Genomic DNA, 14431 nt, shown 5'->3' with positions numbered 1-14431 from the left:
CTTTTATAAAGATATAAAAACATGAAAAATACGACAAACATGAGAAAAGGTACTGTACCTATGCCGACTGGCTACCGCCCTGAGTTTATTCAAAGTGCATTTATTGATTTTATCAGTACGCGACTGCATCCGTTTTGGTCGTTGACAATACCCAAGCTACGTCTAGTTGCCAAGCATACGCTTAGCGATGATTTGGTTGCCCTGCGATTCGAAATTAATAACGCCTTTAAACAGCAATCAGATGGATGGCAAGGCGGCGCGCATATTAATCTAAGCATTACTATTGATGGTATTCTTCATCAGCGTAGTTATTCGCTGGTAGGTCTACCGCATCAGACGCTATGGTGGACTAATGGAAATAGCCGTGACAAAAAACTGCAACGCCAAACGCTTACCATCGCTATCAAGCCACAAGGTTTAGTATCTAATTATTTAATTAATCAGGCAGCTCTTGGTACTATCTTTGATAGCAGTATACCGAGTGGGGATTTTACTCTAGAGCAGATATCAGCAAACCAGCAGATAAAATCAATTATTAAAAATACAGAGATTAAAAACTCTGTCATTAAAGAGCTAGCGCCCATACTTTGTATCGCTGGCGGCAGTGGTATCACCCCAATGCTCGGGCTAGTGAAGCAGGCGCTGCAACACGGTCATAAAGTGACGTTACTACATTATAATCGTACATCGCTGTCAAGCAGCCCTCTACAAGAATATTGGCAGCAACTCGCCACTACGTATCCAAGCTTTACTTATTATTTTATCAATACTGAAGACGCCAGCACTTATTTGGCTGGCACGCGGCATTTAAGGGCAGCAAGTTTATTAGCATTGAATCTACCGTTAGCAGATACGCAAATTTTTGCCTGTGGTTCGCAAGCCTTGTTAAAAGGACTATATCACGCAGCCAGTGAAATAAACCTACCAAATGAGCACTCATTACGTGACAACATTATCATAGAAAATTTTGGCTATGCTGTACCTGAGCTGAACTTAAGTGATGCAGCTGAAAAAATAGATAACTTAGAAAAACATACTGTTTATCTGCGAGCACGCCAACGACAGTTTGATAGTAGTGGCACATTATTAGTTGATGCTGAACAAGCTGGTCTTCGGATGAATTACGGCTGCCGTCAAGGTATCTGTCAGATGTGCCGCTGTAATAAAGTCAGTGGTGTAGTCAAAAACATTCAGACAGGAAAGATAAGTGGCGACGGTTTTGAGACTATCCAAACCTGTATCAATGTAGCGATGACAGACGTAGTACTCGATATTTAATAAAGTGCAAACTGAATAAAACACGCGTATATGAAAAATTAAATAGCGATTAGAGTAATGTACCCGCATAATATGAATACAAATCACTCATTAGCCGTTATTTAACAGTGTTACTATAAAATTAGAATAACTAACTAAAAAACAGCAGCTGCTACTATAAGCAAATAGACGGTAGATAGTCTGTCTTGTATGCTAGAAGCTATAAAACCCATCAAACCGACCCTGTGAATTCTAGTACATTATCTTAAGAGTAACTTATTCCGTTAAAAGCATTTTGCTTCAAACCAACTGCAGCTTCGGTAAAGGATAACGCATGCGCTTATTACCACCTCTATTCCCTTCACGATCTGCTGTACCTATCTTAAATGCTTTAACCGACGATCAACTGGACGTCCATGGTCGTAGATTACTGCCAGAAAAAAACGCCTATTCAACTGACTGTAACATTAATAGTGAGAGTACAAAAGATAATAAGGATATATCAGCTCTACCTATACGCTACCCAACGTTAAGCGCTGCGCCATTACCAAAGGTGCAGACCGAAGCCCTTGCTGATGAGTTAAATGCAGTCTATCAAAGTGTAATGGACTCATTGAACGGTAAGGATGCACGTTATATCCAGCGTATTTATGCCACGGTAGTGTATAGCGAGATTGTGGCTCGTGGTCTACTGTCTACTGCTGGACGCATGTCATCAAAACGTAGTAAAGGTAGTGTCTGGCTACTGGGTACTGGCCTATTAAGCTTTAGCAAAATATTAAACAATATGGAGCTTGGGCATAATGTCATGCATGGTCAATATGATTGGATGCAGCATCCGCATTTAAACAGCCAAACGTTTGATTGGGATATTATGTGCCCTGCGCCGTTATGGCAACACTCACATAACTATCTACACCATACCTTTACCAATATTGTCGATCGTGATCATGATGTTGGCTATCATTTAATACGCGTCACTGACGAGCAATCATGGACACCAAGTGATCGCTACAATCCTCTTAAGACTATGATATTGGCAATAGGATTTGAGTGGGCAATCGCGTTTCATGATATCCAGATAAGCGTAGATGAATATGCGGATTCAACAGAGAAGCACGCGATACTGCAACAAAAATCACGTGCTGTATTTGCCAAAATCGTACGCCAAGTCGGTAAAGACTATGTCGCCCTCCCTGCAGTTGCAGGACTCGCCTTAGGCCGTGATAGTGCTTTATCAACGTTGAGTGGTAATATCACAGCCAATATCGCACGTAACCTATGGACGTGGGCAGTGATATTTTGTGGACATCTCACCGAGCAAGTACATATTTATACCCATCTCGATGATAATGAAAGCAAAGGCGATTGGTATGTACGTCAAATCCTTGGCTCCAGCAATATTCAAGGTAGCAAGTTATTTCATATTTTAACTGGCAACTTATCACATCAGATTGAGCATCATATCTTTCCTGACATGCCAGCACATCGCTACGCTAGCATCTCGCCCCAAGTGCAAGCCATATGTAGCAAGTATGGCCTAGCTTATAACACTGGGCGTTTTGGTAGCCAATTTCGACAAGTGCTTGGGCGTATCTATCATTTTAGTAAGCCTAATAAAGATGAGTTGCGCGCTTATACACAAGAAAAATCAACAGCTGATAATGTTAATGTTAAAAAAGAACAGAGACATAGCATACCCGTGCGTGGATTCAAAAAATACATTCCACAAGTAGTACGCCAAGCTTTATTTTATGCCAAGTAGTTTAAAGCTTACGCTTGATGCTTTTCTTATACCTGATGTTTTAAAAGACAGTTCAAGAGACAGTTTAAAAGAAAGATAGTAACATTTGCTCTATCCACTTTTACCGTAAGCTACTGGTCAACAATTTTATTATCGATGATAATAATCAGCTATGGATTCAGTTTTATCAGTAGTAAATGATATCTATGTTGATTTATTTTAATAATAAAAAGGGAGAATTCGATGAGTACAACATCTAATCAAGATCTAGACATTACCCACAACGAACAAGCAGATCGCTTTGAGACTACTATTGAAGGCCAAACTGGCTACATTAGTTACCAAGAGCGTGGTGATACTTTAGTTTATGATCATACGATCGTACCGCAGGAACTTGGTGGTCGCGGAATTGGCTCAAAGCTAGTCAAACATGCCTTAGATTATGCACGTGAGCATGATAAAAAAGTCGTACCCCAATGTTCGTTTGTATCGTCATATATTAGTAAGCACCCTGAATATAAAGATCTAGTCTAGGAACATAGAAAACAGTTAAGCAGACGACTTACCTACCTATCAACTTGACATACCTAACTATATATTTATTAATTGATATATGGCAGGATGTAAGAGATAGGTGGGTTTTTTATCCTATATTAAATATAGGATAGCTGAATACCAATTAGCTGAGAGCAGTCACGCAATAGTAACTATCAAAATAGATTATCATGCACGTATAAAATTGAACGCCTTGTTATAGATAACATTATAGACAATGATCCAGCTAATAACAGAAACGCCCTACCCTCTTAACCATCACATAATAATAAAGGATATCGATATGAGTAGTTTATCTGACAAACAAGTTGATATGCAGCTAGAAGACCTTGCAGGCTGGCAACGTGACGGCAACAGCATCGTTAAAACTTACCACTTTAGTGATTTTATTGAAGCGATGAGCTTTATGAACCAAGCGGCTTTTTATGCTGAGGCACTTGAACATCATCCTGAATGGAAAAACATCTATAACATCGTCGAAGTACGTTTGACGACTAGTGATACTGGTGGTATTACCAGCCATGATATTCGTTTAGCGAAACGCATGGAATATATTATTCAGCCCAAACGCTTATAAATCTATAAGCCTTAACAGCTCTCCTTAGCATAAACTCGCTAATTTTTAAAGCAAAAAAACGTCCTCATTTGAGGACGTTTTTTGTGCTGCTTAGGATACATTTAGCGTAAATTCAAAATGCATTCTAACAATTACATCTTACGGCTAACAAACGCCACGATGAATAAGATAACAGCTACTGCTAAGAAGATATATGCTAGGTTAGCAGATAATCCAGCAACACCGCCAAATCCTAACAAACTTGCTAACAGTGCGATAACTGCAAATATAATAGCCCAACGAAACATAATTATTCTCCTAAAATAAAAAGCATTCAATATACGGATAAAGCGTAACACTGTTGATAGTCAATCTTTTAATAATTGGTACTGCAAGGTTCGCTAAATCCAATTACTATCAATGCTTATTGTTGTTAATATTATTAATTCTACTTCATTTCTAATAATTCACTTCCAACAAGTTACTTCCAAGTTGTGATAGTAGATTAGCAACATTTTAAGCAGATAAACGTTCAGTTTGGTAATAATCACGGTAGGTTGTGTAACCTGTGTAGTAGTATTGCCCCGTTTTTAGCAAGTTCAGGTTATCAGATGTTTATTAAGCTAGTATTCAGATGATATGGTGCTGAGATAGTGTTATTTATAATTGTCTTAGAAGCGCATAATCCAAATGCTATTACTCTAAGGGTCATTGCTAACATAGAAATCTTAGGCATTACCCTACCCTCATTTATGTAAACACATATAAAGGAAAAAATATGAATAATACGGATACTCAAAAACGTGCATACGCTGTTGTTTTATACGGTGCAACCAGCTTTGTCGGTCAGATTACTGCTCATTATCTAGCGCAGTTTTTAGCAGATAAAGACAATCAAAATGGTCCAGACTCAGAACCTGTGACATGGGCAATTGCTGGACGTGATCAAGATAAGTTAGAAAAATTGCAGACTGAGTTATGTGCTGCGCAGAAAGGTGGCAAAGCGGAAGCAAAGGTCGATATCATTGTCGCTAATAGTAATGACGACGCCAGTCTTGATGAGATGACCAAACAGACGCAAGTTATTATCTCGACCGTTGGCCCTTACCTGAAGTATGGTGAGCCATTGATTAAATCTTGCACCAAAAATGGTACCGATTATGTAGACCTTACTGGTGAAGCCATCTTTATCAAAGACATGATGGACAAATATCAAGACGATGCTAAAAAAAGCGGTGCACGTATTGTCAACTCCTGTGGCTTTGATTCTATCCCTTCAGATTTAGGTGTGTATTTTACTCAGCGACAAGCCGAAGAGAAGTTTGATGAGTCTTGTACTGTCATCAATATGAGGGTGAAAGCTGCAAAAGGTGGTTTGTCAGGCGGTACTATTGCTTCAATGGCGACTATATTTGAGGAAGTTGGACAGAATAAATCACGCCGTAAACAAGTGGCAAACCCTTATCTGTTAAATGATGATGAAGATGCGCCTAACGTGCGCCAAGATAATGTGAGCAAGCCTGAATACGATGACGAACACGCTCGTTGGTTAGCACCATTTGTGATGGCAAGTATCAATACTCGCATTGTCCATCGTAGTAACCAACTTCTTGATTATGAATATGGTCGCGATTTTAAGTATGATGAAGCAATGTGGATGAAAGATGGCGTCAAAGGAAAGCTAATGAGCTATGGCATGAGTATCGGCCTGTTAGGTTTTGCTACAGCGATGATGATTAAACCAAGCCGTGAGCTACTCTCAAAGCATGTGCTACCCAAATCAGGCTCTGGCCCATCTAAAGAAGAGCAAGAAAACGGCTATTTTGATATTCGTTTCTTTGGCAAGAATGCAAAAAACGATACTATCAACACCAAAGTTACTGGTGATAAAGACCCTGGCTATGGCAGTACTTCACGGATGCTAGCACAGTCCGCTTTATGCCTTGCTCAAGATATTGATAAAAATGATGTCGAAGGCGGGTTTTGGACGCCAGCCTCTGCGATGGGTGATAAACTATTAACTCGTTTAGAAACTCACGCCGGTCTCAGCTTTGATGTTGTGGATAGCAACAGTTAAAGCAAACAGTTAAATAATTATAAAAATATACTATATTCAAATCACTTTAAAACCGAGACAGTGCTACTGGGATGAATTTTTCGCAGCCTCTGTGTTAGCAGCAAGCAAGGAAAATTTATACCAGTAGCACGTGGCTATTAACGTATCGATTTTATTTCGTACTAACTATAATTAAAAAACGATAGCCGCATCTTAATTACAAGATGCGGCTTTTTATTATCTAAATTTTTCAAATAACCTTTTTTAAATAGTTTCTAAACCTGCATAGCTTCCCAAGTAATAAGCCTGACTTTATTAATACTATTTAGCATATGCCATAAAACATCCAATGTTAATAAATAATAATAACGTCGCGATTGGGTAAATATTATTGCCAATTTTTAGTTATTTAGCACACAAAGATACACTTCGTTAATTTAATGACACAGTGACAGTCAATTATATCCCTTACCCTTAATAAAGTTATTGGCCTGTGAAGATTGTGTCTATAAAAATGACTTATATGCAAGTCATAATACTAATTTATATAGTAAAAATAAGCATGATGAATCTTTGTCTTTAATTTTAGAAATCTGTATTCGTTTATTTTTACAAAAAGCATTATGCTTTAATTAATTATCACTTAAATAACAGACACTTAGATTCAGGCAGACATCTGAATTTCTAAAGAACTACTCTTAGAGAATAACGATAAAACATCCCTAATTAAAAGGAAGCTATTATGAAATTGAATGTATTGACTACGGCTATACTAACCTCAGGTTTTGCTATGTTTGCCAGTTCTGCTAACGCAGCTGTAGTAACGGATAAGCATGGTAACGGTGGCTATGACAGCTATGATGAATGCGTCACAGCGGTAAAAGACGGCTCTGCTAAGTTCTACACTCCTTACACTTATCAAAAACCAAAACGCCACGCTGGTGAAGCATCAGTCAAAAAAATGCGGCTTTCTGAAGTCATGATTCCTCAGGCTGTGGTTAGCAGCAATAACCTAAATACAGCAAACTATGCAGCGGGGGCTTGTGATTTAGGTGTCGGTCAATCAGATGGTCGTTATGGGGTATCAGGCGCATTGGTCGGTAAATATGTGCCTATCGCTCCTGACATGCCAGTCAATGTCTATATGGACAAAGAAGGCAATCCTGTGCGCCTAAGTATGCAGCAGTGTGACAATCATTTCAGTGATAAGTTCCCAACGCCTGTGGTAAGTGAAGTTACAGCTCCGGAAGCGCAAGTTGCTATTGCAGAAGAACGTACCGTAGAGCTGGTTGTTATTGAGACCAAGCGTGTTATTCGCCCAACTATTTATAGCGTAAAACAAGTCATTTATGCGCCAGAAGATCAGATTAAACGTGTCAATACGGCAACAGGGACTGCTATAGCCATCGAAGATGGTAGGGAGCGTGCCGTCATTGTTGGCCAAGAAGCAGATGCTGAAATCATTGATAACATAGAAATCAATCAAACATTTCCAGTTACTCGTGTCCCTAATAACGATACGCAGTAACGCCTTGTGAACCCAAACATTGGTAAATATGTCATTGTAGAATAAGTGGATAACTGCAAAAATGTGGTCATTGTGCTGTACTGTGTCTTAGTTTATTGATGTTTTAAAACATCAAGAAGTTGGTTGAATTTTGTACAATTTCACAGACACAGCACTTGCATAACGTCACACGAATACATCAAGCTGTTAGACCTTTAATGAGTTTACTACTGAAATACCAGCCATAGAGCTGGTACTTTGCGTGTAGAGATTATAGATAAGATATCAGCTTTATATAGCGACTTTATAATGCTCTTTACCTATAGCAATCATGACAGCCTTTAAAATAGTTGTCATGATTTTATTTTGTCTACAATTGACATTTTAAATATAGTAAACATATATATTTAAAACGTTAAATAGATACCCTACGGAACAACGCTAAGTAACGATCAAGTTTAAGAACGCTTTAGACTGATTAATAAAACTTGTGACTCAAGGAATCAACTGATGCAAAATCGTACTTTATCACTAATTATAGGCACAGCTTTAGTTATGCCGAGCCTAGCAATGGCCGCTCCTATTGATAACAGCAGTATTACACCAGCGGATATGCGCAACGCTCCTGCTGCTAGTACTTTACAAGCTGAAATCGATGGTCCAAATGGCGAGCTACTTGCCACTCAACCAGGTGAAGTCGAGAGCGATGCAACTGTCGTCGAAACAAACTCTGAAGAGATGAACGATCCTGGAATGATGAGCAATCCTGAAGAAATGAACGATCCTGAAATGATGGGCAATCCTGAAGAAATGAATCATTCTGAAATGATGGGCAATCCTGAAGAAATGAATCATCCTGAAATGATGAGCAATTCCGAAGAAATGAATGATCCTGAAATGATGAGCAATTCTGAAGAAATGAATGATCCTGAAATGATGGGTAATTCTGAAGCAATGAACAACCCTGAAGCAATGAACAGCCGTGGATCTGAACAAGCTGCACCACAAACTTTAAATCAGCAGCATAGCAATACTGAATATCAGCCATTGATTGCAGGCGAAGTGCTTAACGGTGACCCGAGCAGCACAAACGCTCCAGTTACGTTGCAAGAAAAGAAAAAAGACAAACGTGGTGAATTCCTAGCTACTCAGCCAGCTGAAGTTGAATTTAGCGAAAATCGCCGTGTTGCTGTGTCTCGCTAAGCGCTTATATCTACTAATTACTATTAATAGATAGTAATTAGCTGTTTTCAGCAAACTATATTATGTGTAATAAAAAAGGCAGCCATTAGGCTGCCTTTTCTCTCTTTACTATCTATCTCAAAATAAATTACTTCTTAGTTTTGGTCACGCCAGCTTCTTGCAGCAGCGCACCGAGGGTACCCATCTTGCTAGGTGTCTCAGCTTTATCAGCTCTAGGGGCTTTGCTACGGTTATTAGCGTTGTCCTTGTCCTGACGGTTGCTACGCGGTTTTGCTGGACGCTTATCAGCGGCTGGGCGGTTGCTGCTTGCACGGTTGCTATTTGCATGGCTGCGTGGACGACTGGCTTTGTCATCATTACCAGTACTTGCTGCAGTAGGCTTCGCGGCTGGACGCGCAGGTTTTTCAGACTCAGGCTTCATACTAAAACCAATGCGGCCACGTTTTTCATCGATAGAGATGACACGTACCGAAATAATATCACCTGGCTTGACGCGATTCATCGGATCAGCGACGAAGTCATTTGCCATCTGAGAGATATGTACCAAACCGTCTTGATGTACACCAACGTCAACGAAACAACCAAAGGCTGTGACATTGGTAACGACGCCTTCAAGCTGCATACCTTCTTCTAAGTCCTTGATACTATTTACATCTTCACGGAAATTAGCGGTTTTGAACTCAGGACGTGGGTCACGTGCCGGCTTGGCCAGCTCTTCGATGATAGCTTTGACACTGATATTGTCATCATTTGCTGCAAGCGCAGTAGTATCGATAGTATTTAATACACCATCGTTACCGAGCACTTCTGGCAATGCTTTACCCGTCTGCGCAAGTAAGCTATCGACTAGCGCATAGCTTTCTGGATGCACGCCAGTGGCGTCAAGTGGATTGCTGCCGTCATGGATACGTAAGAAGCCTGCTGCTTGCTCAAAGGTCTTAGCACCTAAGCGCGGTACGTTTTTGAGCGCCTCACGGCTATCAAATGCGCCATGCTCTTTACGATAAGTGACGATTTGCTGAGCGACATTGCGGTTCAAACCAGCGATATGAGCCAAGATGGCAGGGCTTGCTGTATTTACATCAACACCAACCGCATTCACGCTGTCTTGCGTAACTTTATCAAGGCTATCTGCTAACTGGCTTTGGTTCACATCATGCTGATATTGACCAACACCAATCGCTTTTGGATCAACCTTCACCAATTCTGAGAGTGGATCTTGTAAGCGACGAGCGATAGATACCGCGCCGCGTACAGACACATCTAGGTTGGCAAGCTCATCACTAGCAAGCTCACTCGCAGAATAGACTGATGCGCCAGACTCGTTAACGATAACGGCTTTCGCTTTTAAAGCATCATTAGCAGCCAAAATCTCTTTAACCATCGCATCTGTTTCGCGGCTAGCAGTACCATTACCGATAGCCACTAGATCAACGTTATAAGTACTTAACAGCTCATCAATGACTTTTTTGGCCTCAATCATCTTGTTATCAGGCGCAAATGGATAGACGGTCGCTACTACAGGCTTATCTTCGCTATCTAGCATGACATGGCCTTGGGCATCAACAATCGCCATTTTGACGCCATGACGAATACCAGGATCGACACCTAAAATCACTTTACGACCAGCAGGTGCTGACATCAGTAGATGCTGTAAATTATTAGCAAATACATCAATCGCATCGGCCTCAGCAGTCAGACGCTTCTCAGTCAATAAGCGATGTTCGATATGCGGACGCCATTTGTCTTTCCATAAGCTGCTAGCAGCTTCTGCTAAAAACTCACGGCGCTCAGCTGGAGCTTTAGAATCGATATCGAAATGGCTAATAATTTTTTCGATAAATGGTGCATCTTCGCCTTCAATTTTGAGACCTAAGACGTTTTCTTGGCGACCACGTAGCATCGCTAATAGGCGATGATTGGGCAGACGCGCAAGGCTTTCGCTATGCTCAAAGTAGTCTTTGAATTTCTCGCCCACTTCTCGCTTCTCGTCACTGGCCACGCTCGATACGATACTAGCCGTTTTAGCAAAGCCATTCCGCAGACCATCAAGCAAATCTAATGCTTGTGTCCATTCATCGACGATGATGGCTTGTACGCCAGCCAGTTGTTTTTCAATATCACTGAAATCAACTTCAATCTCATTACCGCTATCATCAGAGATACTAGACGGTGCTTGATAGTCAGCCAGTGCATCTGTTGGGGTAATTTCTTGCGTCAAGACCGCTTGCGCTGCAACATCGAGACCAGCGGCGCGTGCTTTGGCAGCCGGTGAACGGCGACGCGGACGGTACGGCAAGTAGATGTCTTCAAGCTCAAGCTTAGACGTCGCATTATCAATACGGGTCTGTAACTCGTCGGTCAAATTGCCTTGTGTGCTAAGCAGCTCAGTAATTTTGAGGCGACGTGTTGCCATATCGCGCTCATAATTGAGCGACTTCTCTAAAGCACGCAGCTGCGCATCGTCAAGATTTTGAGTCTTCTCTTTGCGATAACGCGCAATAAAAGGGACAGTCGCCCCTTCATCGTAGAGTTTGACAAACGCATTGACTTGAGCAGTCTTAATGCCAAGCGCGCGAGCAAGTTTGTCGTGAATATTCGCGTGTGTGGTTGCATCCAGGCCCTGTGTATTTGTCGAGGGTTGAGACGCCGTTAAGGTATCAGTGCTACTCATATCCGTATCAATCGTTGAGAAATGTAGTTTGGCATTATAGCAAAAGCTGCATGAATAAAAATCCTTTTTATATCTTCGTTACTTATCATAGTCTTTATCGCTCAAATAATAGTCTTTATGGTTTGAATTTTCATATAATCTAGCGCTAATCACTACGTTAAACAAACGCATACAGCATTTATGTCCACGGGTGATGCAATTACCTGTTCAATCTTATACACTAAAGGCATAGGTTTAAAAACGCTAATCTTCCTCAAACCCTTCAATAGAGGTATGAATGGTTATATTTGGCTTAGGATTTCTTTTTTCATTAAGATAGATTGGCTAATTTGCACCGAGGGTTGATTTAAATAATTATAGCTAGGCCTAGAACTTCTGACCGTAAATTTAACGTTTTATGTTATAAATACTTTATATATTTTTGTGCAATGGATAGCATATAAAATAAATTACCTGTTGAGTGGATTTATAACCCCTGATTACAACTCATAGCCTTCTGACAGTGTAGCTACCTGACTAGTAGGTTATTAATAACTACATAATCTTTGACAATAATAATGTTTATTAAAGGATCTCTGCATGACTGATAATAAAAGCACCGATACTATGACTCAGCGAATTTTGGTCGTTGATGACGATGCTCGCTTACGTTCTTTGTTGCAGCGTTTTCTGGAAGATGACGGCTTCGTAGTACGTACTGCTCATGATGCCAGTCAGATGGACAAATTGATGCAGCGTGAACTGTTTTCTTTAGTAGTGCTAGACTTAATGCTACCAGGAGAAGACGGTATCAGTATTTGTAGACGTCTGCGTGAAGACAATGGAGATATTCCGATCATCATGCTTACGGCCAAAGGTGGTGATGCCGATCGCATTGCTGGACTTGAAGCTGGTGCAGATGATTATTTGCCCAAGCCCTTTAATCCAAAAGAGCTACTAGCACGTATCAAAGCGGTACTACGTCGTCAAAACCGTGAGTTACCTGGTGCGCCAAGCTATCAGTTAGAAGTGGTTGAATTTGGGCCATGGACGCTTGATTTGTCTACGCGTACGCTTAAACGCGATGGCAATGTAGTTACTTTGACTACCGGTGAATTTTCTGTACTAAAAGCACTTGTACAGCATCCACGCGAACCTTTAACTCGTGATAAGCTTATGAATCTTGCGCGTGGCCGTGAGTGGGGTGCTATGGAGCGCTCAATCGATGTACAGGTGTCACGCCTACGTCGTCTGATTGAGGATAACCCTTCACAAGCTCGCTATATTCAAACGGTCTGGGGCGTAGGTTATGTTTTCGTTCCTGACGAAGCAGAACCAGAACAAACGACTGCCACGACAGATTAGTTTTAACCCATCGTTTTGTGCTTTAGAGTATTCACTTTAAAGCACAACTACTTAGTAAATTCTTATATATGACTTCTTCGGCAATTATTCAAAATATACCCTGCACACTGGTGACAGGGTTTTTGGGTGCTGGTAAAACTACCATTATTAATCAACTGCTCGCTACTAAACCAGCTGATGTGCGCTGGGCATTATTGATTAATGAGTTTGGACGTATTGGTATTGATGGCGCCCTCTTAAAAGGTAGACAAAACGACGTCGAAAAGCCAAACACTATTGCTATTCGAGAGGTCAGCGGTGGCTGTATTTGTTGCACCAGCCAATTGCCACTACAAATTGCACTTACTCGCCTCTTAAGTGAGCATCGTCCACAGCGTCTTATTATTGAGCCGACAGGTCTGGCTCATCCGCACGAGCTAGTCAAACAGTTAAGCGCACCGCATTGGCAGACATCTCTAAGTATGCAATCCGTCATTACGGTACTAAGTGGCTTGCAATGGCAACAAGAAAAGTATCGCTCACATGAAGGCTTTCAAGCGCATGTTCAGGCGGCTGACGTAGTGATCATCAATCGCTATGAGCAATTAGACGCTACTTGCCAGCAGGATCTGCTCACGTGGATTGGAACGCTCAATGCGCAAGCAAGCATCATTTGGGCGGCCCCTAATGATGCGTCCTCAGAATTGACAGTCGCTCAGCTTAGCATGCAACTTAATCAGCCCAGTGCGAGTATTTCTAAGCAACGCGCAACACAGTCCAGTCAGTCACGCATTAGCTTGACCCTACCTAATCACTTACTGACTAACATGCCGAATGCAGGTAATTCAGCAGCAATGACGATGGATGATGAGCCGCCCTATCGCTATCATGACGAGCAGCAAGGTATGTTATTAGCTGGCTGGCGACTACCTTCACATTGGATGTTTGCAGCTGACGAACTGCAGCAATGGCTATTGCAACTCCCTAACTGGCAACGCATTAAAGGTGTGGTACATACCTCTGATGGCTGGCAACAACTGAATTTTACGCCTGATAGCTTAACCATCACAACTACGAGCGCGCAAATCGATAGCCGAATAGAAGTTATCTTACTTGCTAATACGGATAATAGTCACATTAATAGTAAAGTGTCCAAAAATGAGCGCCAACCGCTTATAGATTGGGATGTCTACGACCATGAGCTTATGGCACTACTCGCCAAATAAAAAAAGCCAACGCTATGATTTAGCATTGGCTTTTTTATTTTCGTAATCTATCAGCGCAATTGACTGTCTTTACTACCACGGCGATTAAACAGCTCAGCGGCTTTTGCTTCTTGCTCAAGCTCAGTTTGGCAGCCTACACAGTGCTGTACCCCAGGTAAAGCACTACGCCGTGCTTCTGGAATTGGATTGCCACACTCATCACAAAACTCAGCGCTATCACCTTTAGGTATAGCACTTCGTACACGATCTAACGCATCATTGACGGTCGCATCCATTTGCTCATGTTCTGCGCCATCTCTCGACCAGCCACCTGCCATAATCTATCCTTTT

The 14431-nt window shown here is 41.3% G+C and carries 12 protein-coding genes; 9 read left to right on the top strand and 3 right to left on the bottom strand.

Annotated features, from left to right (window positions below):
* The first annotated feature begins 21 nt into the window (after nt 1-21).
* From AK823_RS00840 to AK823_RS00825, 4 genes are all read left to right on the top strand, one after another.
* On the top strand, nt 22-1278 hold the full coding sequence (locus tag AK823_RS00840; RefSeq protein WP_228138885.1) for an FAD-binding oxidoreductase: 1257 nt from the start codon (nt 22-24) through the stop codon (nt 1276-1278).
* 313 nt (nt 1279-1591) lie between these two features.
* Complete coding sequence (locus AK823_RS00835) at nt 1592-3022, top strand: acyl-CoA desaturase (protein ID WP_068325488.1); 1431 nt, start codon at nt 1592-1594, stop codon at nt 3020-3022.
* Between the two features lie 222 nt (nt 3023-3244).
* Entirely contained in the window at nt 3245-3535 is a 291-nt protein-coding gene (locus AK823_RS00830) for a GNAT family N-acetyltransferase (protein WP_068325486.1), read from the top strand.
* Between the two features lie 304 nt (nt 3536-3839).
* Entirely contained in the window at nt 3840-4133 is a 294-nt protein-coding gene (locus tag AK823_RS00825; RefSeq protein WP_068325484.1) for a 4a-hydroxytetrahydrobiopterin dehydratase, read from the top strand.
* Between the two features lie 131 nt (nt 4134-4264).
* Here AK823_RS00825 and AK823_RS13885 read toward each other — a convergent pair whose 3' ends face one another.
* On the bottom strand, nt 4265-4420 hold the full coding sequence (locus tag AK823_RS13885; RefSeq protein ID WP_021814049.1) for a DUF1328 domain-containing protein: 156 nt from the start codon (nt 4418-4420) through the stop codon (nt 4265-4267).
* A 470-nt stretch (nt 4421-4890) separates the two neighbouring features.
* Between AK823_RS13885 and AK823_RS00820 the strand changes: the two genes are divergently transcribed.
* The 3 genes from AK823_RS00820 to AK823_RS00810 all read left to right on the top strand — a co-directional run bounded on the left by AK823_RS00820 (nt 4891) and on the right by AK823_RS00810 (nt 8878).
* Nucleotides 4891-6189: a saccharopine dehydrogenase NADP-binding domain-containing protein gene (locus tag AK823_RS00820; protein ID WP_068325482.1), complete on the top strand. Its 1299-nt coding sequence runs from the start codon at nt 4891-4893 to the stop codon at nt 6187-6189.
* Between the two features lie 721 nt (nt 6190-6910).
* Nucleotides 6911-7696, top strand: a complete 786-nt coding sequence (locus tag AK823_RS00815) for a hypothetical protein (protein WP_068325481.1) — start codon at nt 6911-6913, stop codon at nt 7694-7696.
* A gap of 489 nt (nt 7697-8185) precedes the next feature.
* Nucleotides 8186-8878: a hypothetical protein gene (locus tag AK823_RS00810; RefSeq protein WP_068325479.1), complete on the top strand. Its 693-nt coding sequence runs from the start codon at nt 8186-8188 to the stop codon at nt 8876-8878.
* Between the two features lie 127 nt (nt 8879-9005).
* Here AK823_RS00810 and AK823_RS00805 read toward each other — a convergent pair whose 3' ends face one another.
* Complete coding sequence (locus tag AK823_RS00805) at nt 9006-11552, bottom strand: Tex family protein (RefSeq protein WP_068325477.1); 2547 nt, start codon at nt 11550-11552, stop codon at nt 9006-9008.
* A gap of 579 nt (nt 11553-12131) precedes the next feature.
* On the opposite strand from AK823_RS00805, the gene ompR reads away from it, so the two are divergent.
* Both ompR and AK823_RS00795 read left to right on the top strand, forming a co-directional pair.
* On the top strand, nt 12132-12896 hold the full coding sequence (gene ompR, locus AK823_RS00800) for a two-component system response regulator OmpR (RefSeq protein ID WP_068033820.1): 765 nt from the start codon (nt 12132-12134) through the stop codon (nt 12894-12896).
* A 68-nt stretch (nt 12897-12964) separates the two neighbouring features.
* Entirely contained in the window at nt 12965-14101 is a 1137-nt protein-coding gene (locus tag AK823_RS00795) for a GTP-binding protein (protein ID WP_068325475.1), read from the top strand.
* Nucleotides 14102-14151: 50 nt separating this feature from the next.
* On the opposite strand, the gene AK823_RS00790 is transcribed toward AK823_RS00795, so the two are convergent.
* Entirely contained in the window at nt 14152-14418 is a 267-nt protein-coding gene (locus AK823_RS00790) for a DksA/TraR family C4-type zinc finger protein (RefSeq protein WP_068033816.1), read from the bottom strand.
* Nucleotides 14419-14431 lie beyond the last annotated feature (13 nt).

Origin of the sequence: Psychrobacter sp. P2G3 (genome assembly GCF_001593285.1) — a bacterium.
Taxonomy (GTDB): domain Bacteria; phylum Pseudomonadota; class Gammaproteobacteria; order Pseudomonadales; family Moraxellaceae; genus Psychrobacter.
The sequence above is the reverse complement of the archived record's forward strand: the minus strand, read 5'-3'. Positions and strand labels throughout refer to the sequence as shown.